The sequence below is a fragment of the Acidobacteriaceae bacterium genome (genome assembly GCA_035944135.1).
GTDB lineage: Bacteria > Acidobacteriota > Terriglobia > Terriglobales > Acidobacteriaceae > Granulicella.
This window is the reverse complement of record DASZBM010000006.1, coordinates 92,161-115,134: the sequence shown is the minus strand read 5'-3', so window position 1 is coordinate 115,134 and position 22,974 is coordinate 92,161. Positions and strand designations below refer to the sequence as shown.

The window sequence follows — 22,974 nt, the reverse complement described above, 5'->3', positions numbered from 1 at the left end:
CAGGGCGACCGGCTCAGCAATCTTGCTACCGCTTTAGTTGAAGCCGCGGCGGGTGCGGTTGAATGCCTCGCGCTCGCGTTCGCGCATGCGCTCGCCGAGGTTGGCGGCGTCTTCGACGCGCTTGCGCTTTTCGCCGGCCGAGAAGGTGCGGGCCTCGGAGCGCGAGATGCGCTTGTGGGCGGTCATGCCTTCGAGGAGGAACTCGGCTGCGGAGACGGCGAGCTCGGGTTCGGCGTTCTTCGGGAGCTTCAGCGGTGTGAGCTTGTCGAAGAGGCCCTGGATTTCTTTGAGCGACTTGAGCACGGCCGTCGAGGGCTGCTTGTCGTTGAGCTCGACGGTGCCGCCGAGGTTGAACCACTGCTCGATCTGCTGGGTGTCGGCGCCGGCGAAGTAGGTGTCGTAGATGGTGGCGACGGACTGGCGGATGATCTCGCGCATGACGACGTCGGAGCCCTTGAGCTCGCCTTCGTACTCGAGTTCGATCTTGCCGGTGATGCCAGGGAGTGCGGAGAAGATGTCGCCGACGCGAGGAACGACGAGCGATTCGCCGTGCAGCAGGGCGCGGCGTTCGGCGTTCGAGACGACAAGCTCCATGGTGCTGATGGGCAGGCGCTGCGAGACGCCGGAGCGCTTGTCGACCTTTTTCTCCTCGCGCGCGACGAAGGCAATCTGCTCGACGATCTGGCGGATGTAGTGCGGGATGTGGATGCGCTGAATCTGGTCGTTGTCTGCGGCGTAGCTGCGGGCGGTCCAGGCTTCCTGCTCGGTGATGGTGATGGCCTCGTCGAGCGACTCCGGGTAGTGCGTGCGGATTTCGCTGCCGATGCGGTCCTTGAGCGGGGTGACGATCTTGCCGCGCGCCGTGTAGTCCTCGGGATTGGCGGAGAAGACGATGGCGACGTCGAGCTCGAGGCGGATGGGGTAGCCCTTAATCTGGACGTCGCCCTCCTGCATGATGTTGAAGAGCGCGACCTGAATCTTGCCGGCGAGGTCGGGGAGTTCGTTGATGGCGAAGATGCCGCGGTTGGCGCGCGGGAGCAGGCCGTAGTGCATGGTGAGCTCGGAGCCGAGCTCGTGGCCGGAGCGGGCCGCTTTGATGGGGTCGACGTCGCCGATGAGGTCGGCGACTGTGACGTCGGGCGTGGCGAGCTTTTCGACGTAGCGCTCGATGGGCGTCATCCAGGCGATGGGTGTGTCATCGCCGAGCGAGGCGATGAGGTCCTTCGAGAACTTGCTGAGTGGAGCGTAGGGATTGTCACGCATCTCGGAGCCGGCGACGTAGGGCGCGTAGGGGTCGAGCAGCGTGGTGAGCGCGCGGAGGATGCGGGACTTTGCCTGGCCGCGCAGGCCAAGCAGGATGAAGTTGTGGCGCGAGAGGATGGCGTTGACGACCTGCGGGATGACCGTGTCGTCGTAGCCGACGATGCCGGGGAAGAGTGATTCTGCTTCTTCTCCATTGCCGCGGGCACTTCCGGAGATCTGGCGGAGACGCGCGATGAGATTGTCGCGGAGCTCGTCCTTGACCGAGCGCGAGACGCGGTCGGGGGTGAAGTCAGGAGAGTTGCGAAGCTGGCCCAGTGTGGTCGGAAGCGCGGTTTGCGGCATAGATACAAGTATAGATGTGGCGCCGGGAGCGGGGATTCGCCGTGCATCAAGCTACATGGAACGATGTTGCACCCTTGGGCCAGAGAGGTTTGTACTCGTCTTCATCGAAATGACGATATCCAGCCGCGAATGGCAGTTCGGGCCGCAGGTTTCCGAGAAGGTCACCGGTAATCTCGAAGGTCTCTAGCGGTGTGTTGGTGTGAATGAAAATGTTGAATTCGCCGAGTCCGAAGTCATGTCCATCGACGACTGCCTCTTGGTGAGAAGACAAGCCGTTGGTTACTTCGTCCTCCAGTTCTAGATAGGCGTCAAGGTCCATCCCGTCGGACGCAAACTGAAAAACGAGTTGATATTGGTGATTCATCAGCTGATGTCGTCGAGCATGGCCTGCATCTCGCTTGCGGCGTGGGCGTTGCCGCTGCGTGCGGCGGCGGCAAGACCTTGATTGAGCTGCTGGCGGGCTTCGTCGGTGCGTCCGAGCTTGAGCAGCGTCTGCGCGGACATCTGGAAGGCGGGCACGTAGTCCGGGTTGTGCTGGATGGTCGTTGCGAACTCGCGCAGGGCGTCGTCGGTCTTGCCGTCCGCGGCGTAGGCCATGGCGAGGCCGTAGCGCGCGAAGGCGTCGGTGGGGTGCTGCGCGAGGATGTCGGTGAGCATGGCGATCTTGTCCATGTTCTTAGGATGCGGTGGGATGGGAGTGATCGCAACCCCACCCAGCGCGCGTACGACGCACGATGAATGGAGCACCCAGTGGTGGGTTATGGCACGAAGACGAAGCGGGCGTCGCCGTCGGGCTCATTCCATGCAGCGGAGACGTCGCGTAAAGGAAAGGTTCGGACGCTGATCTCGAATGGCTTGCGCGCGGCCTCGGCGAAGAAGTCGGCGATGGACGCGGCGAGATCCTGCATGGAGGCGCTGCCGAAGCCGCTGCCGAGAAGCTCGAGCCCAGAGCTGCGGAGCACTGAGGCTTCCAGCCAGATTTTCGCGCCGGCGCTGTTGCCGATCTGGATGTAGCGGATGCGCGCGGTCGCGTGGCTGAGACCTTTCTTCGCGATGGCTTCGAGCGTGGCTTCGGCTGGTGCGCCCCAGAGGTAATCGAGAACTATGTCGATGCCGTTGTCGATCTCGCGGCGGAGTGCGGTGACGAGCTCGTCGTGCGAAAGCTCGAGCGAAATGGTTGCGTCCGCGCCGAGCGATTTGGTTTTGGCGAGAGCTTCAGGATTGCGGCCGCAGGCGACGACGCGTGCGGCACCGAGGCGCTTCGCGATCTGCACGGCGAGCTGGCCGGCCACGCCCGTCGCGCCGAGGACCAGGATGCTTTCGCCGGCGGTGAACTTTGCGCGATGCGCGAGAGCGGCCCAGGAAGACATCGCCGGGTTACCGAGCGCGGCGGCTGCGGCGTCAGGGATCGCGTCGGGCAGCGGGATGAGGAACGGCGGCCGAGCGATGGTGCGCTCGGCCATGGAGCCGAACGGCGGACGCGAGGCGCCGAAGAAGACGCGGCGGCCGTCGTCGAGCCGGCCGACGCCGTCGAGGCCAGGAACGAACGGCAGCTTGCCGGTGCTGCCGTAGTGCGAACCTTTGGCAAGCGCCTTGACGATGGGGTGCAGGCCGGCGGCGAGGACGGCGACCAACGACTCGCTGGGTTGCGGCTGCGGATCGTCGAATTGCGTGTAGCGCGGCGGCGACTGGAAGGATTCGACCAGGGCGGCGTTCATCGGCGGCTCCTGTAAGTGGCTGGAACTGTGGGTGTTCGGGAGTGAGATGCGCGGCCGACGCCGCCGGACGCGAAGAATTGGCGGGAGATTTAGAATATAGAGAGGGATCAAATCCCGAAACTTGAGCGGAGGTATGGCAAGCAGGATGAGCGAAGGTGTGGCCGCGCGGCCGGTCTCCGAGTCCCAGTCCGAACGCAGCGAGATTATCTTTCCGAATGACGCGAACGCAATCGGGAACCTCTTCGGCGGGCGGCTGATGCAGTTCATCGACCTGGTTGGCGCGATGGCCGCGAGCCGGCACGCGCGGGCGTACACGGTCACAGCTTCGATGGACCACCTGGATTTTGTGGCGCCGGTGAAGGTTGGCGACCTGCTCATCCTCAAATCGAGTGTGAACCGTGCCTTTCGCACCTCCATGGAGGTCGGCGTCAAAGCGATGGTGGAGGACGTTCGTAGAGGCGGCTTCCGGCAGGTGGCTTCGGCGTATCTGACGTTCGTTGCGGTCGACGCGAGCGGCAACCGCATCGAGGTGCCGCAGGTGATCGCGGAGACCGAGCATCAGAAGCGACGGTTCGAGGATGCGGGCCGCAGGCGCGAGATGCGCAGCGGTGAGGTGGCACGGCGCAGGGAACTGCGCGCGACGCTTCCTCCCGAGTGGCATGTTTGAGACAGACAGTAGAGGGTAGACAGTAGAGAGTAGAGAGAAGACTGATGGGACATACAGGATCAGGACAGCCGATGGGACCGCAGGCGCTTCCGGGCGTGCAGTATGTGGTGGCGGTGGGCTCGGGCAAGGGCGGCGTCGGCAAAACCACGGTTGCGGTGAATCTCGCGGTGACGTTGGCGAAGCAGGGCTACAAGGTGGGCTTGCTGGATGCAGACATCTACGGCCCGAATGTGCCGACGATGCTTGGCGTTACGCGTCAGCCTTCAGTGCTGCCGGGCAACATGATTGAGCCGCTGACGGCGCATGGCGTGAAGTTCATGTCGGTTGGGCTGATCTCGCCGGGCGACAAGCCGATGGTTATGCGCGGGCCGATGCTGCACGGGATCATCAAGCAGTTCCTGCAGCAGGTGGCGTGGGGCGAACTGGACTTTTTGATCGTCGACCTGCCGCCGGGCACGGGCGATGTGGTGATTTCGCTGGTGCAGACCGTGCCGCTGACCGGCGCTGTCGTTGTCTCGACGGGATCGAGTGTGGCGCTGCAGGATGCGCGCAAGGCGCTCGAGATGTTCCACCAGGTGAACGTCGAGGTGCTGGGCATGATTGAGAACATGAGCCAGATGACGTTGCCCGACGGAACCGTGATCGACGTATTCGGCGCGGGTGCGACCGAGCAGACGGCGAAGCAGTTCAGCATCACGTTTCTCGGGTCAGTGGATCTCGACCCGCAGGTGCGTGAGGGCGGCGACCGCGGGCTGCCCGCATCGCTGGCCGGTGATCAGTCGGCGCGCGGGCGTGAGTTCGCCGCGATTGCGCAAAAGATCAAGGAACGCGCCGAGCAGGTCGCCGCGCAGAGCGAGAATGTGCTGGAGATTTCGTAGAAACGAATTAGGAGTTAGGAAGTTAGGGACGCAAGCATGCGGAACGAAATCACAAACCGGCAGCGCGAGATTCTCACGGCGGTCGTCGAGCAATATATTGCTACGGGCGAGCCGGTGAGCTCGGGTGCGATTGCGCGCCTGGAGAACCTTGCGTCGGGTCCGGCGAGCTCGGCAACGATCCGCAATGAGATGGTGGAGCTCTCTGAGCAGGGATTTCTCGAGCAGCCGCACACCTCGGCGGGGCGCGTTCCGTCGGCGCGCGCGTTTCGCCTGTACGTTGAGCAGCTCAGCAAGGACAATATCGCGCGACTGACCGGACCTTCGGCCGCTGAGGTGCAGTCGCGCATCGATAACAGCCTTGCGGGCATTGCCGGAGCTGAGGCGCTGCTGGAGCGGACGTCGCATGTGCTGGCGGTGCTGTCGAGCGGCGTTGGGATTGCGATGTCGACCGCGAGTTCGCACGACACACTGGAGCATGTGCATTTCAGTCGTCTCGTGGAGCGGCGTGTGCTGGCCGTCGTAGTCACGCGCAGCGGCATGGTGCGCGACCGCGTGCTGGCGCTCGATCGCGACCTCACGATGCTGGAGTTAGAGACCGCGGCGAGGTTCCTGAATGAGCACTTCCGCGGATGGAGCATGGAGCGCATTCGCGTGGAGCTGGCGCGGTTGATCGAGACGGAGCGCAGCGCCTACCAGCAGATGATGGAGGCCGCGCAGCAGCTCTGGAACCAGACGGTTGGCATTGCGGCGGGCAGCCAGGCGGTCTTCGTGGATGGCGTCGCGAACCTGCTCGGGCTGCCTGAAGATCGCGAGCGGCTGCGCGAGATGCTCACCGCGCTCGAAACCAAGGAGCGGCTCATCGAGCTGCTGAACGCCTATGTGGATACGCGGCAGGAGTCCGTGCGCGTCGTATTCGACCTCGAGCAGCAGGCGCCGGAAATGGCCGGCCTGGTGCTCATTGCCGCGCCTGCACGCGTCGCCGGCGAAAATCTCGGTTCGGTTGGCGTGATCGGGCCCAAGCGCATGAACTATCCGAGCAACATGAGCGCCGTGGCTTACGTGGCGCAGATGCTGGAGCGCGCCCTGATGCCGCGAAGCTCCTAGCGGCATCTGTACATAGAGAGATAGAGGTTAGCGATGAGCAATATTCGAGATCGAGCTGCGCGGTGGGGCCGGCCCGGAGTTTTTGGAAAGGATAGACGTATGGCGGAAACAGAAGAGATGCAGCGGGTTGAAGAGGCGCCGGAGGGCGCGCCGGATGGACAGGTTGAGGCGGCGGCCGAGCAAGCGCAGCCCGACCCGCAGGCAGCCGAGATCGCCGCACTGCGCGAGGAACGCGACGCGGCCAAGGACCGTCTCGCGCGCCTGCAGGCGGAGTTCGACAACGCACGCAAGCGCGAGATCAAGGAGCGCCAGGATGCGCGCGACTATGCGGTGCAATCTGCGGTCGAACCCTTCCTCGGCGTGATGGACAACTTCGGTCTGGCGCTTAAGGCGCAGGGTTCCGTCGAGCAGCTTCGCGCCGGAGTGGAGCTCATCCTGAAGCAGATGGAGGAGGCGCTGCGCGGACTGAACGTGCAGCCCGTCGACGCCGTTGGGGCGCAGTTTGATCCGCGCGTGCATGAGGCGCTGGGGAGCGAAGAGCGCGAAGACGTGCCTGACCACCAGGTCGTTGAGGAGATCCGTCGGGGGTACAAGCTGCGCGACAAGCTCCTGCGTCCCGCACTGGTGAAGATCGCAACGAATGCGAAGCAGGTTAGTGAATAGTTGAAGTTCTGTTCAGCCGCGTGCCGAAACGGCCCGCGAGCGATGATGGGAAGTGTGTAGATGGCGACCGCAACGATGAAGATGGACTACTACGAGGTTTTACAGGTAGAGCGCACGGCGACGGACGCGGAACTGAAAGCCGCATACCGTAAGCTCGCGATGCAGCACCACCCCGACCGCAATCCGAATAATCCGGACGCGGAGGAGAAGTTCAAGGCGTGCAGCGAAGCCTACCAGGTGCTGAGCGACCCGGATAAGCGCGCCGCCTACGACCGGTACGGCCACGCGGGCGTGGGCGCCGCGGGTGCGGCGGGCAACCCGTTCGCCGGCGGTCCTTTCGCGCAGGGAGACATCGGGGACATCTTCGGCGATCTGTTCGGCGAGATGTTCAACATGGGCAGCCGCGGGGGCCGTGCCTCGCGCGCGCAGCGCGGACGCGACATCAAGTTCGACCTGCGGCTCGAATTCGAAGAGGCCGTCTTCGGCATCGAGCGCGAGATCAACATCCGCCGTGCCGAGGCGTGTACCGATTGCAGCGGCACCGGAAGCGAAGGCGGACGCCAGCCCGAGACATGCCAGCAGTGCGGCGGCCGCGGGCAGATTCGCACGCAGCAGGGCTTCTTCTCTGTCGCGCGCACCTGCCCGGTCTGCTCGGGCACAGGCTCGATCGTTCGTCACCCATGCAAGACCTGCCGCGGCGATGGGCGTGTTCCGCGCGAGCACAAGATTCTCGTCAAGGTCCCCGCGGGTGTTGAGAACGAGACGCGAATTCGCTACGGCGGCGAAGGCGACGCCGGCAAGTGGGGCGGCCCCTCAGGCGATTTATATGTCGTGCTGGAAGTCCGCGCGCACAAGTTCTTCGAGCGCGACGGCGACGATCTGCACTGCGTGATGCCGATCAGTTTTCCGCAGGCCGCGCTCGGCACCGAACTTGAGATTGAAACGCTGCACGGACCCGAGACGCTCAAGGTTCCGGAAGGAACGCAGAGCGGCAAGGAGTTCCGTCTGCGCGGCAAGGGTGTTCCGCACCTGAACGCGCACGGCCGCGGCGACCTCATCGTCGAGGTCCGCGTGCAGACCCCCGCAAAGCTCACGAAGCAGCAGAAGGAGCTTATGCGGCAGCTGAACGAGTCGATGAAGGTCGACAACATCCCGCAGTCGCGCGGGATCTTCGACAAGGTCAAGGAGATGTTCTCGTAGGGAAGACAGTAGAGAATAGACAGTAGAGCGGCCGGAGAACTCCGGCCGTTTTTGCTTTCTTTCTGTCATCCCCGCAGGGGATTTGCTTTTTCAAAGCAGCGCCGAACAAACACTGAGCGCCGCAATCGCCGCCGTTTCGGCGCGCAGGATCCTCGGCCCCAGCGTCACGTGCCGCCACCCGTTCTCGCTGAACAGTGCCATCTCTTCCGGCGTCCATCCACCCTCCGGCCCGATCGCCAGCGCAACTTCTCCCATCCCATCCTTCAGCGCAGCGGCTAACGAATTCTCCTGCTCCGTCTCGGCGAGCAGCAACTTCACCGGCGCGCTCACCTGCGCCAGCGCCTGCTTCAGCGGCAGCGGATCATCCACCTGCGGCAGATCGCTTCTGCGCGACTGCTTCGCCGCTTCGAGCGCGATCCTGCGCCACCGCTCTACACGCTTTGCCGCGGCGTGCGCGAGATGTTTCTCTGTCCTGCGCGCAATCACCGGCGTGATTCGCGCGGCGCCGAGCTCTGTCAGTTTTTCCATTCCCCACTCGTAGTGATCGAACTTGATGATTGCGAGCAGAAGGTGCACCGGAAGCGCGGCTTCAGATTCCAACTCCTCGCCCAACGCGAACGTCACCTCCTGCTCGGCGACATTGACCACTGTGGCACGCCGGAGGAATCCATTCGCCACGACGTCGAAAATTTGTCCCGGTTGCGCCCTCAGAACGCGTGCGAGGTGCAGCGCCTGGTCTCCGGTGAGGGATGCGGTTGTGTCGGTGAATTTGTCTGCGATCCAGCGTCGGCGTGTCATCGCCTCTCAGAATACTGCGAAGCGGGAATTTGTGAGAGCACGCGAAAAGGCGCATGAATAAAGGGCGGAAAACACCTCGGGGGACGCTCTTTATTAGCGTCCCCCGAGTGTGTTGCCTTGGTTTGATGCTTTGCCTTGGTTGCGTTTGCCTGCGCTCCCAATCGATGAAGACCATCGACGCTGCAATGCAGCTAACGAAGGTATAGATTTCTTGCGCGTTAGAGTCAAGAGAAAAAAGAAGATTAAGAGCGAAATTTCTACCCTGCTTTGCACAGCCTCCGCGTCTCTTCGTCGGCCTCCAACTTGCTCTCACGCTCCTTCACTCGCGCACCGCGCACGAGTGCCAGCGCATCCAAAGCACACGTATACTTCGTCGCGAAGTTACGTTGAGGAGAAGCAAGCAATGCGGGAAGTCGTCATCGTCAGCGCCGTTCGCACACCGGTCGGAAAATTTCTCGGCGCACTGTCATCATTGAGCGCAATCGAGCTCGGCGCAATCGCGGTGCGCGCAGCGATTGACCGCGCCGGCATTGATTCTGCGAGTGTGGACGAGTGCGTCATGGGCTGTGTTCTTCCCGCTGGGCTTGGTCAAAATCCTGCACGCCAGGCGGCATTGCGCGGCGGTATTCCCGATTCGGTAAGCGCGCTCACGATCAACATGGTGTGCGGCTCCGGGCTTCGCGCCGTCGGTCTCGCCGCGCAATCCATCGCGCAGGGAGACAGCGAAATCGCCGTCGCCGGCGGCATGGAATCGATGTCGAACGCGCCGTACCTTCTGCCCGCCGCGCGCAAGGGCATGCGTATGGGCGACAGCGCTGCCGTCGACTCGATGGTTCGTGATGGCTTGTGGTGCGCGTGCGAGGACTTCCACATGGGCGAGACCGCCGAGCTCGTCGCCGACAAGCACGGCTTCACGCGCGAGCAGCAGGACCAGTACGCGCTTGAATCGCATCGCAAAGCTGCGGCCGCGTGGAAGGAGGGCCGCTTCAATGCGGAGATTGTCCCCGTCGAAGTCCCGGGCAAGAAGGGAAGCACCACCGTTACGCGCGACGAGAGCGTGCGTGACGATGCGACACTTGAGGCGCTCGCCGCGCTCAAGCCGGCGTTTCGCAAGCAGGGGACTGTGACCGCCGGCAATGCTCCCGGCGTGAACGACGCCGCTGCTGCGGTGGTTGTCATGTCGGCTGAGAAAGCGCGCGAGCTCAAACTCACTCCGCTTGCGACCATTCGCGCGCAGGCCACCAGCGGGGTTGCGCCGCGCTGGGTGATGCTTGCTCCCGTCACGGGCGTGCGCCGCGTTCTCGAGCGCGCCGGCTGGGCGATGTCCGATGTGGATCTCTTTGAGCTGAACGAGGCGTTTGCCGTGCAGGCGCTCGGCGTTACGAAGGAGCTTGGCCTTTCGCTCGAACGCGTGAACGTCAATGGGGGCTCCGTCGCCATCGGTCATCCCATCGGCGCCAGCGGAGCGCGCGTGCTCGTCACATTGCTGCATGAGATGCAGCGGCGCGATGTGCACAAGGGAGTCGCTGCGCTTTGCCTCGGCGGCGGCAACTCGGTTGCGATGGCGCTCGAACGCAGCTAGCTGTGGCGCAGTACGGAAGTGCACAAAATTTTGCGGCGGAAGTCTGCGCACACGCTATATATTGGCTGCCATGTTCCCCGCAGTCCGGCCTCTTTCACTCATCCTGGCGATGGCATTTGCGCCCGCCGTGTGCCTCGCGCAGCTCTCGGCTCCTGTCATTGAAGCTAACGGCACTGCCCGTCCGCCAAACTCCGAAGCGACCTACGCGGCGATGCGCTCCAACCTTCCCGCGGGTCCCGGCATTGCAGTGAAGGGTCTCTCGATCGAGCGCGAGGGCGGCACGTTCCACTTCGACGATGGCAGCTTCTTTCTCTATGGCCCCGTGAACGGGCACATTACCGGCGCAGTGTTCGAGGGCAAAGGCCGCTTCACACTCTCGCCCACCGATCCCAACGAGCGCCGGTCGCTCGCGCTGCTGACGAAGACGCCGGAGATGTCGCAGGATTTCGCCACCGTTGTTCTGCGTTTCACGGACGCGACCGCCGATGATATCCGCAAGGCCTCCACAGGCTCCGCGAGCGCCGACGCAACCGAGGCCTCCAGGGCCGCCGCCGAGCTCGCGAAGAACCTCCGCCTGACGCTCCACTGGAATCTCGACGAGCGCATTCTCGAAGACGTTCTCTCCGATCATCCCGCTGACGCGCACGGCAGCTTCTTCCTCGCATCCTTCCGAGCCGGCGGATTCTTCGCCGGCAAGAACCTGCTCTTTGTCGTCGACCCCGAAGGCGCACCGCTCGCCGACGGCGACCAGGTTGAGCTCGCAACCTGGGGCACCGACGAGTTTCACGGCTGGACCGCCTACCGGATGCAGCGCGCAGACTCCGCTGCGCTTCCCACGCATGTCACCGACGAAGCCATCGACATCGCGATGGAAAAGTCCGGCAAGCTCACCTGCGCCGCGACCGTGACGCTCACCGCGAATCGTCCCGGTCTGCGCGTCGTCGGCTTCAATCTCTTTCCCACGCTTCGCGTCAGCGGCGTCTACTCCGAGACTGGCGCTCCGCTCGACTTCATCCAGGAGGACAAGAAGGCTGACCCTGGCTTCGCGGTCGAGCTCCCGCACGACGCGCCGACCGATCATCCGCTCCGCCTGCTTATCAAGTACTCCGGCCCCGACGCCGTTCAGCATGAAGGCGAGGGTGTTTACGAGCTCCTGCACTCCGCGCGCGACTCCTGGTATCCCGCTCCAAACGGCGTCTTCGGCGACTTCGCGAACTACCGTCTCACCTTCCATCTGCTCAGGGGCCTGCAGGCCGTTGCCACCGGCGACCTCGTCGCGCACGACCGCGACGGCTCGCTCGAGCGCTACGTCTGGCAGACGCGCGCGCCGATTCCCGTCGCCGGTTTCAACATCGGCGACTTCAGGCAGGAGGAGATCAAAACGCCGCAAGGCTTCGCCGTCGACGGCTTCGCAAACGTCAATCTGCCTGACTCTGTCGTCAACTTCGCAAACAACGGCATCGGCAGTCTCGCCACGCCGCCCGGTCTGAAGAACCAGGTCTCGCAGGGCAACGCCGCCATCCAGATCTACACCAACTATTTCGGCAAGCTGCCCTACGACCATGTCTCACTCACCGAGCAGACGACCTGCCTCGACGGCCAGGGCTGGCCCACCATGGTCTACCTTCCCATCTGCGCCTTCTGGGACACCACCGAGCAGCACGCCTTCGGTCTTCGCGACTTCGACATGCCGTCCTTCTGGGAGTCCGTCACGCCGCACGAGGTCGCGCATCAGTGGTGGGGCGATCTCATCGGATGGTCCAGCTATCGCGACCAGTGGATGGGCGAAGGCTTCGCCACCTTTTCCGCCAGCCTCTTCCTCATGCAGACCTCCGCCAAGATGGACGAGTATCACAAGTACTGGAACGATCAGCATCGTCTGCTCTTCGAGAAGAACGCTTACGGCAAGCGGCCCATCGACGTCGGGCCCGTCACCATGGGCTATCGCGTCAACAGCAACAAAACCGGCGACGACGTTGCGCGCGCCGTCATCTATGCCAAGGGCGCCTACATCCTGCACATGATCCAGATGATGTACTGGACGCCGCAGAATGGTGACGAGCCGTTCAAGAAATCCATGCAGGCCTTCGTCCAGGAGTACGCCGGCAAGTCAGCGTCCACCGAAGACTTCAAGCACTCACTCGAGAAAACCATGCCCAAATGGGTCGACGCCGCGGGCGACCGCAAGCTCGACTGGTTCTTCAACGAGTACGTCTACGGTACCGAGGTCCCGCACTACGACGTCAGCTCCGATTTCAGCACGGGCGAAGACGGCGTCACCTCCGTCCACGTCAAGATCGCGCAGAGCGGTGTCTCCGATAACTTCCTCATGCTCGTGCCGATATATATGCAGATGGCCAACGGCAACACCATCCGTCTCGCCACGGTCAGGATGCGCGGCGTGACCGCCTTTGACCAGACAGTGAAGCTCGGCAAGCTGCCTTCGCCCGGCAAGAAGCTGCTCATCAACTACAACGAGGATGTGCTGAGCGACTAGCCGCTACTTCGGCTGCTGCGAATCCTGCGCAGGCTGCTCACCGCCGGCCGGCTGCTTCGCGCCTGGAGCGATCGTGTCATTGCCGTACGTGATCTTGATGTTCGTGTGGAAGTTGAACTTCTTGTAGTTCGTAAAGTGCACCGTCGCGCGAATGTGATCATCCTGGCTGAGCGCACCGTTCTGCGCCGCAAAGTGCAGAATGCCCTCCGCCTTGGTGTACACCGGGAACCAGTACACGCCGTCGATCTGCTCGTAGTAGGTCGTGAACGGCGGGCTCAGGTCTTCGTGTCCCTTGCGCGTGTCCTGCGGAACGTTCAGCCCGTTCACCAGGACAATCTCATTGTCCTGCTGGTCCACCCAGATCTTTCCCTGGAAGTAGCGATGTCCTTTCACCAGCACCTTCGGCGCGCAGTCGAACACGTACGTATTCAGCTCATCCACGTGCTGTTTGCCCAGGTAGGTCAGGTTGTAGTCGGGAAGCTGCGCCGTCGTCAGGATGAACGGAATGCGCTCCGCAATATCCTTCATGTCGTTCTCGGTCAGGATCACGCGCTCAATCGTGTTCTGCGGAGCGAAGACGACGTGCTCCATCCGTTTGCCCGTCGGATCGAAGGTGATGTCCGTGACCTGCTGATACTCGCCGTCCGGCCGCCCGGTGTCGTCGTTGATCGTCTGGATCTTCACCGTCTGACGAAACTCGTACTGGTTCCGCGCCTGCTCGTACGCCGCCTCCTGCTGACCCATCTTCTGGACAATCTGTTCAATCGTGATTCCGGTCGGCTGCGACGAGTCCAGCGGCCCAAATCCCTGGGTTGCGTTCGACTGCGCGAAGCCGGGCGCAGCAATGGAGGAGACACCAACAGCAAGAGCGAGAGCGAGCAATCTGCGAACCATGTCCTGAAATCCCTACTGAACTAGACGGTAGGCCGACCAAAAAGGTTCTGCAAGCGCCGCAGTTCCGGCCATACCGCTGACCTCAAATCGCCGTCATCCTGAGCCGTAGGCGAAGGACCTCTGTATTTGCTTTTCGCTCGCCCGCCACAAATGTTGGGATTGCCTTACACTTACCCCCGATGCGCCTCGCCACCTCCGTCCTGCTCGCCGCCCTCGCCCTCCCCATTGCCGCGCAACGGCCCACCCAGCAAAAGCGCCCCATGACCTTCGCCGACCTCATGGCCATGAAGCGCGTCTCCGACCCGCAAATCTCGCCCTCCGGCAAATGGGTCCTCTTTTCGGTCACCGACGTCTCGCTCGAGAAGAACACGAAGACGAATCATCTGTGGGCCGTGCCGCTCGACGGCAGTGCCAAAGAACACCAGGTCACGTTTGGCGACGGCGAATCCAACGGCCGCTTCGCCCCCGACGGCCACTCCATCGCGCTGACGATGAAGGACCAGATCTACACCATGCCCTGGGACGAAGCCGCGGGCACGGTCGGCTCGCCCACACAGGTGACGAATGTTAATGGAGGAGCTGACGGCGCGATCTGGTCGCCCGATTCCAAACGCCTCCTCTTTACTGTCTCCGTCTACCCCGAGTGTTCCGACCTCGGTGACTGGCAGAAAGAGGACGCCTGCGACGCCGACAAGCAGAAGGCCGCCGACGCCTCGCCCGTCAAAGCGCAGATCTGGGACTCACTCCTCTATCGCCACTGGGACCACTTCACCGGCAAACGTCGCAGCCACATCGCCGTCGTCGACGCCGACGGCCACAACCTCCGCGACCTCACGCCGCGCTCCGCCGTCGGCGACGCCGAAACCCCAACGTTCTCCCTCGGCGGCCCGCTAGGCTACGCCTGGGCTCCCGACTCGCACGAGATCGCCTACGTCACCAACCTCGAGGTCGGCTTCGCGAAGCCCGGCGTCTTCCCGCAACCCGGCGAGTCCACCAACAACGACATCTTCACCCTCAAGCTCGACGACCCCAACGCAAAGGCCGTCAAGGTCTCCACCTCACCCGGCAGCGACGACGGCCCGCAGTACTCGCCCGACGGCAAATACCTTGCCTGGCGGTCACAAGCGAGGAATGGGTATGAGTCGGACCAATTCAAACTCGCACTGATGGATCGCGCTACCGGCAACCTCGGGCCGCTTGATCACGTTCGCTTCGACTATTCGGAGACCGGCGGTGGCAAGGCTGCCAACCTGGACATGTGGATTGATGAATTCGTTTGGTCAGACACTTCAAAAGAAATTTTCTTTGTCTCCGAAGACAGAGGCGAGGCGCCGATCTATTCGGTCAACATAGACGGACGCGAACTCCGCCGCTTTGGCAAAGCGACAGGTGAATGGAGCGAGCTGTCCCTGCGGCGCGTTAACAGCAACTTCGAAATGGTCGGCAGTCTTATGCGTGTGGATCGGCCGACGGAAATTGCAAGGTTCGATTGGCTTGGTATGGATGACGGCACGCGTACGATCAAGCTCGATCTCGTTGGAAAGGGCCCGAGTCGGGACGTGACACAGCCATCGTTCGAGCCGAAATTGTTGACTCACTTAAATCAGGACGTCGAATCCCAGATTTCGCTTGCCCCACTCGAATCCTTCTGGTTCGCGGGCGCGAACGGCACCAAGGTCCAGGGCTTCCTCGTCAAGCCACCCAACTTCGATCCCTCCAAAAAATACCCCGTCAAATTCCTCATGCACGGCGGCCCGCAGACTGCCTGGGGCGACGCCTGGTCCTACCGCTGGAACTGGGAGCTCTTCGCCGCGAACGGCTACGTCGTCATCGGCATCAACCGCCGCGGCTCGACAGGCTACGGCCAGAAGTTCGTCGAAGAGGTCTCCGGTGACTGGGGCGGCCGCGCCTACGTCGACCTCATGAAAGGTCTGGATTTCGCCGAGGCGAAATACCCGTTTATCGATAAGAACCGCGAGTGCGCCCTGGGCGCCTCCTACGGCGGCTACATGGCCGACTGGGTCCTCACCCACACCAACCGCTTCAAGTGCATCGTCACCCATGACGGCATGAGCGATGCCACGGCAGCCTTCGGCGACACCGAAGAGCTCTGGTTCAACGAATGGGAATTTCGCCCGCTCGCCTCCAATGCTTCCGACGCCGTCGTCGAACAAAACCGCCCCTCGCACCCGTGGGACTTCTACGGCAAGCCCGACTCGGAAAATCCCTTCATCAAGTGGTCGCCGATGCGCTACATCAAGGACGCCCACACGCCCACGCTCATCATCCATTCGCAGCGTGACTACCGGCTCGACGTCTCGCAGGGAATGGAACTCTTCACCGCGCTCCAGCTCCTCGGCGTCCCGAGCAAAATGCTCTACTTCCCCGACGAAGGCCACTGGGTCCTCAAACCCCAGAACTCCCAGCTCTGGTACCAGACCGTCGACGACTGGTGCGACCAGTGGCTCGGCATGAACAAGTACGCCGGCGCCGGTCCCGAGAAAAACCCCGCCGCCGCAAAGCCATGAAACACCGTGCTTTGTGCGCCGCGAGTGCAGCTCCCTATGATCCTTACTCCTTTGTTTTGAATATTTTGCAGCCAAAGCGCCTCAAAATACTGGATTTTCGCACTTAGGTCCGGACCTAAGTCTTTTCTCCTGAAGATTTTGCGCAAAAAACACGGGGGAGGGGGGTAGCCCATACCATTCCACAAAAAATCCGCCAGAACAAAGTCTCCGCTCACGGAACCTGAGCTGCTCGATTACGCCGTAAAGTCCCTCGGCGCAAAGATGAAGAGCGAGCGCGACCTTCGCCGCCGGTTGTCGGATCGTGTCTCTCCCGACGAAACCGGCCGCGAAGCCGTCGAGAAGGTGATCGCAAAGCTGAAGGAACTCGGCTACTTATCCGATCAGCGATTCGCCGCCGACTTCGCGCGCCTTCGCCAGGAGAACGAGAAGTTCGGGAAACGCCGCGTTCAACAGGGCCTGATGCAGAAGGGAATCGCGTCGTCGCTGGTGAATGAAGCGGTAACAAAGCAGTATGAGGATGTGGATGAGGTCGCGCTCGCCCGACAATACATAGAGCGCAAGCGCCTGAAGCCGCCCGGCGGCGACCGCGAGCAGCGCCAGAAGGAGACGGCGAAGATCATGCGCCGGCTGGTCGCCGCGGGATTCTCCTCGCGAGCCGTCTGGGTGGTGTTGCGCGATTGGGCTGGAAGCGACATCGAAGAGGTTGATGTTGAGGAAAGCAGTGAATAGTGAGTAGTGAATAGTGAATAAGGCAAAGACGCTGCGGCTGATCGCGATCGACTGGTCGGGCCGCATCGACGCGGCCGGCCAGCGGCGGCACATCTGGTCCGCGATCTGGACGCGCAGCGAGAGTGGGATCAAGGTCCAGCTTGAGGCAGGCCGCACGCGCGATGAGATCACCGAGTGGCTGATCGAGCTTGCGCGCGAGGCGCCGCGGCTGGTGGTGAGCATCGACTGTTGCTTCAGCTTTCCGGGATGGTTTCTGGAGGAGCACGGCTGCGAGGACATGTTCGCGTTCTGGCGGAAGGCGAATGCGGGGCTGGCCGAGCAGTGGCTGGCGCGCGAGTGCGACGAGATTGCGCGCGATGAGCGGTTCTGGGGCAAGCCGCATAAGAGGCCGGCGCAGTTCTGCGGGGCGGGATATCGGCGGATGTTTCGGTTTGCGGACTATGACAACAAGATCGCGCAGGGGATGGAGGGCGGCGATCCGGAGCGCGCGGCGAAGATGCGCGGTATCACGCCGAAGTCGCCGTTTCAGATTGGCGGAAGTGGGAGCGTGGGGACAGGATCGCTGCGAGCGATGCAGATGCTGGAGCGGCTGCACGATGCGGGTTTTCGCGTGTGGCCGCTGGAGGCTGCGGCGCTCGATGCGGGGAGGCCGAAGCCGTTGCTGGTGGAGATGTATACGCGGCTGATGACAGGAGCGGTGGCGAAGTCGAATGCGGAGGCGAGGAGTAAGTATCTTGCGGCGAAGTGTAAGACGGATGCGGTGTACAAGCCTGTTGGGCGTGCGGTGATGACGAAGGCGAAGGGCAGTGAGGATGCGTTCGATGCACTGGTGAGCGTGATGGAGATGGCGAGATATGCGGATGAGTTTGCGAAGCTGAAGGCGACGCGTGATCCGGAGCTGCGGCGCGAAGGGCTGACGTGGCGGCCGGGAGTGAGCCTGTAGCGCTGATAAACTGAGGGTTATGCGCAACTTGTCCGGCAATCAGATTCGTGAAGATTTTCTGCGGTTTTTTGAGGGTAAGGGGCACCGTCGGGTGCACTCGTCTTCGCTGGTGCCGGCGAATGATCCCACGCTGCTGTTTACGAACGCGGGGATGAACCAGTTTAAGGATGTATTTCTGGGCGCGGAGAAGCGCGAGTACACACGCGCCGCATCGTCCCAGAAGTGCGTGCGTGCGGGTGGAAAGCATAACGATTTGGAAAACGTCGGGTTTACGCGGCGGCACCATACGTTCTTCGAGATGCTGGGGAACTTCAGCTTTGGCGACTACTTCAAGAAAGACGCGATTGCGTATGCGTGGGAACTGCTGACGAGTCCGGAGTGGTTTGGGATGGATCCCAAGAAGATGTACGTGACGATCTTCGAGGGCTCGGAGACGGTGCCCCGGGATGACGAGGCGGAGCAGTACTGGATCGAGACGGGAGTGCCGAAGGAACGCATCTTCGAGATGGGGATGAAGGACAACTTCTGGCAGATGGGCGATACGGGGCCGTGTGGTCCCTGCTCGGAGATTTTTTATGACCTGGGTGTGCGGGCGAGCGAGAAGTTCGACGCAAATGGGCAGCCGGTTGATCTGCCGTTTCCGCAGGATGAGCAGCGGTATGTCGAGATCTGGAACCTGGTGTTCATGCAGTTCGATCGGGCAGCGGATGGAACGCTGACGCCGCTGCCGAAGCCGTCGATCGATACGGGCATGGGATTGGATCGTGTGTCGTGCGCGATACAGGGGAAGATTTCGAACTATGAGAATGATCTGTTTACGCCGCTGCTGAAGCGCGCGAAGGAGTTGACGTGGTTCAAGAGCGAGCTGTCGATCGATGAGCTGGCGGTGAGCGATGTGAAGGGAGCGGCGTCGCTGCGGATTATTGCGGACCATGCAAGGGCGTCGACGTTTTTGATTTCGGATGGTGTGCTGCCGTCGAATGAGGGGCGCGGGTATGTGCTGCGCAAGATCATGCGGCGCGGGATTCGGCATGGACGGTTGTTGGGTCAGGAGAAGCCGTTTCTGCACGAGATGGTGTTTGCTGTGCGCGATGAGATGCAGGCGGCGTATCCCGAGCTGAAGGAGTCGGCGGAGCGCGTGAGCAAGGTGGTGCTCGCGGAAGAGGAGCAGTTTGCGCGCACGCTGGAACTCGGCCTGCGGAACATGACCGACGAGACGCTGCGCGATGGAGCGAAGGCGTTCAGCTTGTATGAGACGTTCGGTATGCCGCTGGACTTCATGGTGGACGCGGCGCGAGATGCGGGCATTGAGTTCGATTACGAGGGGTTTGAGCGGGCGAAGCTGGAGGAGCAGCAGAGAGCGCGGGCGAGTTGGAAGGGTGGGTCGCAGAAGAGCGCCGCGCCGGTGTATCGCGAGCTGCCGCAGACGGAGTTTCAGGGATATGGGGCGACGCGGCTGGATGGAGCGCGGGTGCTGGCGCTGGTGAAGGACGGAGTTGGTGTGGCGAGTTTGCAGCCGGGTGAGACGGGCGAGGCGGTGCTGGATGCGACGAGCTTCTATGCGGACTCGGGTGGGCAGGTTGGTGATGTGGGCTGGCTGTATGCGAGCGATCACATCACGGCTGTGGCCGAGGTGAGCGGATGCAGGAAGCCGGTACAGGGTGTGTTTGCGCACCAGGTGAAGGCGTTGCATGCGATTGGGGTGGGGGACGTGGTCGACACGGTGGTGAATGCGGGCGTGCGGCATGCGACGATGCGCAATCACACGGGGACGCATCTGCTGCATGCGGCGCTAAGGCAGGTGCTGGGCACGCACGTGAAGCAGGCTGGGTCGTTGAATGATGCGACGCGGCTGCGGTTTGATTTTTCGCACTTTGCGGGTGTGGCGGACGAGGAGCTGCAGGAGATTGAGGACATTGTGAATACGCAAGTGCTCGCGAACAGCAAGGTGGAGACGCTGGTGGATGTGCCGATCGATGTGGCGGTGCATGAGCTGGGCGCGATGGCGCTGTTCGGCGAGAAGTATGGCGAGCGCGTGCGAGTGGTGAAGATTGGGGATTTCTCGACGGAGCTGTGCGGCGGAACGCACACGGCGGCGACGGGAGAGATCGGGCTGCTGAAGTTGGTGGGTGAGAGTTCGGTGTCGAGCGGAGTGAGGCGCGTAGAGGCGGTGACTGGGACGGGGTCGCTGGAGCTGTTCCGGCGCGATGCGGAGGTCACAAAGGTTGCGGGGCAGATTGTTGGCGGCGATGTGAACGCTGCGGCGCTGCAGGCGAGGCTGGCGCAGAGTGACGAAGAGATGAAGAAGCTGCGGCGGGAGCTTGAGCAGATGCGGATGAAGTCTGCGAGTGCGGCGACAGCGGATGCGGCGGCTTCGGCTGTGGAAGTTAAAGGTGTGAAGGTGCTGGCTCGGCGTGTAGATGCGCTCGATAAGTCGCAGATGAGGAACCTGGTGGATGAGCTGCGCGGGAAGCTGGGCTCGGGTGTGGTAGTGCTGGGAGCGGCGACGAGTGATGGCAAGGTGTCGCTGATTACTGGTGTCACGAAGGACCTGACATCGCGCGTGCAGGCAGGGAAGGTTGTGGGCGCGCTGGCGGCGAAGGTCGGCGGCAGAGGCGGTGGGCGGCCGGATCTTGCGGAGGCTGGTGGAAGCGATGTGGCGGCGCTGGATGGTGTGCTGGCGCAGGCGGCGTCGGTTGTTGGGGAGATGATCGCGTAGAGCGAGTCAGCGAGTCAGCGAGTCAGCAAGTCAGCGAGTCAGGGGCGGCTGTTGCGACCGGTGCAAGGAGTTTTCCACGGCACCTTGGTAACAGGTACATGGGCGAATACCTGCGGCTGATTCGCGAGGTGAGGTGGGCGTTGCGAACCTAAACTGAGGGTGGCTATGCGTGTGTCTCGGCAGAGCGGGATGGGATGCGGCCGCGGCTGGAGGTGCGCAGCCGCGAGCGCGTGTGTATTGCTGAGTGCGCATGCGGGGCTTGCGGCGCGGACAGAAGCGAGTGCGTGGGATAGCGCGGTGCTGGCGCGGCAGGTGTTCGAGGCGAAGCCGCAGGGAACGCACACCAAGATTGAGTACGCGCATGTGATGGATGCGTTTCGCGCGATCTATCACGGCAATCCGGGCGATGCGCATGCGGCTCGGGCGGTGGAGCAGGTCGCGGAGCTGCTGGCCGAAGAGGGGCAGGAACTAAACGACCGGAAAGCTCTGCGCGATGCGGCAGGGCAGTACGAGTTTTTGGCGAAGGCGTATCCGGTGGGATCGATGGCTCCGCGCGCGCTGGGCCATGCGCTGGATCTGCTCGGGCCTGATGCGGCGGACGATGCGGCGGAGGCGAAGAAGGTTCGCGGGCTGCTGGAGGGGGAGTATCCGCGGAGTGCGGAGGCGCGGGAGGCGAAGAAGAGATTAGAGATTAGAGATCAGAGATCGGACGAGGCGTCGGTTGAGCCAGGAGTTCCGAGTTTGCCAGGGGCGGCTGAGCACTATCGGAAGCCGGCGGCTGCGAAGAGCGAAGAGGATGCGGTAGAGAAGGCGAGTGAGACGCCGGACGCGGGTGTTGAGGTTGATGCGGAGCATCCGGCGAGTGCGAAGGTTGACGCGGCAGTTGTGAAGCCGGGGCGGATGGCGACGGTGACCGGGATTCGGCACTGGTCGACGCCGAGCTATACGCGCGTGGCGATTGATCTTGGAGATGCGGTGGAGTATCAGGCGGCGCGGGTGGAGAATCCGGACCGCATCTTCTTCGATCTGCATCATGCGCGGCTGGCGCAGCAGTTGGTAGGCAAGAGCTTTGCGGTGACGGACGATGGATTTCTGACGAGGATCCGGGCGGCGCAGTTCTCGGGTGATGTGACGCGGGTGGTGCTGGATGTGCACCAGGTGGGCGAGTACTCGGCGTTTCTGCTGCCGAATCCGTACCGGCTGATTATCGATATCCACGGGAAGACGAGAGATCAGGGATCAGAGATCAGAGATCAGGAGATCGCGGCTGCTAAGGTGCCGGATGCAGCTCCAACAACTGCGGAGGTGCCGAAGAGTGATGCCGCTCCTGGCAGTGGGTCGGAGGTGTCGAGCCTGCCGCCGATGCCGGTGACGGATGGCAGTGCGGGGTTTGGTTTGCCTTCGCGGGAGACGGCTGGCGAGGCGAAGCAGGCGGTGGCGCGGCCGCGGGTGATCATCCCGTCGAAGCCGACGACGTCCAAGCCGGTACCGAATTCGGTGGCAACGAAGACGTCTGACGACGGCGTAGAGGTTGCGGCGGTCAGCGACCAGCCGGGGAAGATTGAGGCGACGAGAAGGCCGACGTCGCAGCCGATTGCGGAGCGGTCGGCAGGAACGAGTGCCAAGGCGAGAGGCTCACGGAGCAAGTCGCATGTGACCGGAGAACCGGCTGAGCCGCCGCCTCCGACGGCCGATGGCGAGGCGACGCTGATGCGCGCGCTGGGGCTGAAGATCGGCCGGATTGTGATTGATGCGGGGCACGGCGGACATGACTCGGGCACGCTGGGCGCGGGCGGTATTGAGGAGAAAGATGTAGTGCTCGATGTGGCGTTGCGGTTGGGCAAGCTGCTGCACGACCGCCTGGGCGCGGAGATTGTTTACACGCGCGCGGACGACACGTTTATTCCGCTGGAAACGCGGACGGCGATTGCGAACAAGGCGCAGGCGGATCTATTCATCAGCGTGCATGCGAACAGCTCGCAGGATGCGAGCGCGCGCGGGGTGGAGGTCTACTACCTGAACTTCACGAGCGATCCGGAGGCGATGCAGGTGGCGAGCCGCGAGAACGCAGTGTCGACGCAGAGCGTGCATGAGCTGAGCGACCTGGTGAAGAAGATCGCACTCAAGGACAAGATTGATGAGTCGCGCGAGTTGGCGGAGGACGTGGACACGTCACTGTACGGCGGGCTGGCCAAGGTCAATGAGGGGCTGAAGAATCGCGGGGTGAAGAAGGCGCCGTTTGTCGTGTTGATCGGCGCGAATATGCCGTCGATCCTAGCGGAGATCAGCTTCGTCACGAACCCGACGGACGCGGATGAGCTGCGCCGGCCGGAGTATCGCGAGCGCGTGGCGGAGAGCCTCTACGCGGGTGTGGCGCGATATGCGAAGACCATCAACGGCGTGAAGAAGCCGGTCGCAACGGAGCGGGCGGCGATAGGCCGTTGATGGT

The 22,974-nt window shown here is 62.8% G+C and carries 18 protein-coding genes; 12 read left to right on the top strand and 6 right to left on the bottom strand.

The features are described 5' to 3' along the window. Nucleotides 1–33: 33 nt before the first annotated feature. The 4 genes from VGU25_11635 to VGU25_11620 are packed head-to-tail and all read right to left on the bottom strand — an operon-like array spanning nucleotide 34 to nucleotide 3,323. Complete coding sequence (locus tag VGU25_11635; GenBank protein HEV2577851.1) at nucleotides 34–1,605, bottom strand: sigma 54-interacting transcriptional regulator; 1,572 nt, start codon at nucleotides 1,603–1,605, stop codon at nucleotides 34–36. Between the two features lie 46 nt (nucleotides 1,606–1,651). Beyond that, nucleotides 1,652–1,969, bottom strand: a complete 318-nt coding sequence (locus VGU25_11630; GenBank protein ID HEV2577850.1) for an ABC transporter — start codon at nucleotides 1,967–1,969, stop codon at nucleotides 1,652–1,654. Continuing rightward, nucleotides 1,969–2,352 (bottom strand): tetratricopeptide repeat protein, encoded by a 384-nt coding sequence (locus tag VGU25_11625; protein HEV2577849.1) that lies wholly within the window; start codon nucleotides 2,350–2,352, stop codon nucleotides 1,969–1,971. The genes VGU25_11630 and VGU25_11625 overlap by 1 nt, the downstream gene beginning before the upstream one ends. An 11-nt stretch (nucleotides 2,353–2,363) precedes the next feature. Continuing rightward, nucleotides 2,364–3,323, bottom strand: a complete 960-nt coding sequence (locus VGU25_11620) for a zinc-binding alcohol dehydrogenase family protein (protein ID HEV2577848.1) — start codon at nucleotides 3,321–3,323, stop codon at nucleotides 2,364–2,366. Nucleotides 3,324–3,468: 145 nt separating this feature from the next. Between VGU25_11620 and VGU25_11615 the strand changes: the two genes are divergently transcribed. From VGU25_11615 to dnaJ, 5 genes are all read left to right on the top strand, one after another. Next, nucleotides 3,469–3,990: an acyl-CoA thioesterase gene (locus VGU25_11615; GenBank protein HEV2577847.1), complete on the top strand. Its 522-nt coding sequence runs from the start codon at nucleotides 3,469–3,471 to the stop codon at nucleotides 3,988–3,990. Nucleotides 3,991–4,034: 44 nt separating this feature from the next. Then, the gene (locus VGU25_11610) at nucleotides 4,035–4,868 is read left to right on the top strand and encodes an Mrp/NBP35 family ATP-binding protein (protein HEV2577846.1); all 834 of its coding nucleotides are present in this window, start codon (nucleotides 4,035–4,037) and stop codon (nucleotides 4,866–4,868) included. 36 nt (nucleotides 4,869–4,904) lie between these two features. Next, entirely contained in the window at nucleotides 4,905–5,972 is a 1,068-nt protein-coding gene (gene hrcA / locus VGU25_11605; protein ID HEV2577845.1) for a heat-inducible transcriptional repressor HrcA, read from the top strand. 99 nt (nucleotides 5,973–6,071) lie between these two features. After that, nucleotides 6,072–6,635 carry a nucleotide exchange factor GrpE gene (gene grpE, locus VGU25_11600; GenBank protein HEV2577844.1) on the top strand — a complete coding sequence of 188 codons (564 nt, stop codon included), beginning with the start codon at nucleotides 6,072–6,074 and terminating at the stop codon, nucleotides 6,633–6,635. Between the two features lie 60 nt (nucleotides 6,636–6,695). Next, nucleotides 6,696–7,835, top strand: a complete 1,140-nt coding sequence (dnaJ, locus tag VGU25_11595; protein ID HEV2577843.1) for a molecular chaperone DnaJ — start codon at nucleotides 6,696–6,698, stop codon at nucleotides 7,833–7,835. A gap of 90 nt (nucleotides 7,836–7,925) precedes the next feature. Here dnaJ and VGU25_11590 read toward each other — a convergent pair whose 3' ends face one another. Next, on the bottom strand, nucleotides 7,926–8,633 hold the full coding sequence (locus tag VGU25_11590; GenBank protein HEV2577842.1) for an RsmE family RNA methyltransferase: 708 nt from the start codon (nucleotides 8,631–8,633) through the stop codon (nucleotides 7,926–7,928). 403 nt (nucleotides 8,634–9,036) lie between these two features. Between VGU25_11590 and VGU25_11585 the strand changes: the two genes are divergently transcribed. Next, nucleotides 9,037–10,215 carry an acetyl-CoA C-acetyltransferase gene (locus VGU25_11585; GenBank protein ID HEV2577841.1) on the top strand — a complete coding sequence of 393 codons (1,179 nt, stop codon included), beginning with the start codon at nucleotides 9,037–9,039 and terminating at the stop codon, nucleotides 10,213–10,215. A gap of 109 nt (nucleotides 10,216–10,324) precedes the next feature. Next, entirely contained in the window at nucleotides 10,325–12,712 is a 2,388-nt protein-coding gene (locus VGU25_11580) for a M1 family aminopeptidase (GenBank protein ID HEV2577840.1), read from the top strand. A 3-nt stretch (nucleotides 12,713–12,715) separates the two neighbouring features. Here the strand turns inward: VGU25_11580 and VGU25_11575 are convergent, their stop codons facing one another. After that, nucleotides 12,716–13,606: a hypothetical protein gene (locus VGU25_11575; protein ID HEV2577839.1), complete on the bottom strand. Its 891-nt coding sequence runs from the start codon at nucleotides 13,604–13,606 to the stop codon at nucleotides 12,716–12,718. Between the two features lie 179 nt (nucleotides 13,607–13,785). On the opposite strand from VGU25_11575, the gene VGU25_11570 reads away from it, so the two are divergent. The 5 genes from VGU25_11570 (at nucleotide 13,786) to VGU25_11550 (ending at nucleotide 22,970) form a co-directional block, all read left to right on the top strand. Beyond that, nucleotides 13,786–16,134 carry a S9 family peptidase gene (locus VGU25_11570; GenBank protein HEV2577838.1) on the top strand — a complete coding sequence of 783 codons (2,349 nt, stop codon included), beginning with the start codon at nucleotides 13,786–13,788 and terminating at the stop codon, nucleotides 16,132–16,134. A gap of 261 nt (nucleotides 16,135–16,395) precedes the next feature. After that, a complete protein-coding gene (locus VGU25_11565; protein HEV2577837.1) occupies nucleotides 16,396–16,863 on the top strand; it encodes a regulatory protein RecX in 468 nt (155 codons plus the stop codon). Between the two features lie 13 nt (nucleotides 16,864–16,876). Further along, nucleotides 16,877–17,806, top strand: coding sequence for a hypothetical protein (locus tag VGU25_11560; GenBank protein ID HEV2577836.1), 930 nt, complete (start codon nucleotides 16,877–16,879; stop codon nucleotides 17,804–17,806). Nucleotides 17,807–17,825: 19 nt separating this feature from the next. Continuing rightward, on the top strand, nucleotides 17,826–20,525 hold the full coding sequence (gene alaS, locus VGU25_11555) for an alanine--tRNA ligase (GenBank protein HEV2577835.1): 2,700 nt from the start codon (nucleotides 17,826–17,828) through the stop codon (nucleotides 20,523–20,525). 165 nt (nucleotides 20,526–20,690) lie between these two features. Continuing rightward, nucleotides 20,691–22,970: an N-acetylmuramoyl-L-alanine amidase gene (locus VGU25_11550; protein ID HEV2577834.1), complete on the top strand. Its 2,280-nt coding sequence runs from the start codon at nucleotides 20,691–20,693 to the stop codon at nucleotides 22,968–22,970. Nucleotides 22,971–22,974 lie beyond the last annotated feature (4 nt).

Coding starts and splice junctions, on each gene's coding strand:
- VGU25_11635 (HEV2577851.1), bottom strand. CDS start 1,605: ATGCCGCAAACCGCGCTTCCGACCACACTGGGCCAGCTTCGCAACTCT.
- VGU25_11630 (HEV2577850.1), bottom strand. CDS start 1,969: ATGAATCACCAATATCAACTCGTTTTTCAGTTTGCGTCCGACGGGATG.
- VGU25_11620 (HEV2577848.1), bottom strand. CDS start 3,323: ATGAACGCCGCCCTGGTCGAATCCTTCCAGTCGCCGCCGCGCTACACG.
- VGU25_11615 (HEV2577847.1), top strand. CDS start 3,469: ATGAGCGAAGGTGTGGCCGCGCGGCCGGTCTCCGAGTCCCAGTCCGAA.
- VGU25_11610 (HEV2577846.1), top strand. CDS start 4,035: ATGGGACATACAGGATCAGGACAGCCGATGGGACCGCAGGCGCTTCCG.
- hrcA (HEV2577845.1), top strand. CDS start 4,905: ATGCGGAACGAAATCACAAACCGGCAGCGCGAGATTCTCACGGCGGTC.
- grpE (HEV2577844.1), top strand. CDS start 6,072: ATGGCGGAAACAGAAGAGATGCAGCGGGTTGAAGAGGCGCCGGAGGGC.
- dnaJ (HEV2577843.1), top strand. CDS start 6,696: ATGGCGACCGCAACGATGAAGATGGACTACTACGAGGTTTTACAGGTA.
- VGU25_11590 (HEV2577842.1), bottom strand. CDS start 8,633: ATGACACGCCGACGCTGGATCGCAGACAAATTCACCGACACAACCGCA.
- VGU25_11585 (HEV2577841.1), top strand. CDS start 9,037: ATGCGGGAAGTCGTCATCGTCAGCGCCGTTCGCACACCGGTCGGAAAA.
- VGU25_11580 (HEV2577840.1), top strand. CDS start 10,325: ATGGCATTTGCGCCCGCCGTGTGCCTCGCGCAGCTCTCGGCTCCTGTC.
- VGU25_11575 (HEV2577839.1), bottom strand. CDS start 13,606: ATGGTTCGCAGATTGCTCGCTCTCGCTCTTGCTGTTGGTGTCTCCTCC.
- VGU25_11570 (HEV2577838.1), top strand. CDS start 13,786: ATGCGCCTCGCCACCTCCGTCCTGCTCGCCGCCCTCGCCCTCCCCATT.
- VGU25_11565 (HEV2577837.1), top strand. CDS start 16,396: ATGAAGAGCGAGCGCGACCTTCGCCGCCGGTTGTCGGATCGTGTCTCT.
- alaS (HEV2577835.1), top strand. CDS start 17,826: ATGCGCAACTTGTCCGGCAATCAGATTCGTGAAGATTTTCTGCGGTTT.
- VGU25_11550 (HEV2577834.1), top strand. CDS start 20,691: ATGCGTGTGTCTCGGCAGAGCGGGATGGGATGCGGCCGCGGCTGGAGG.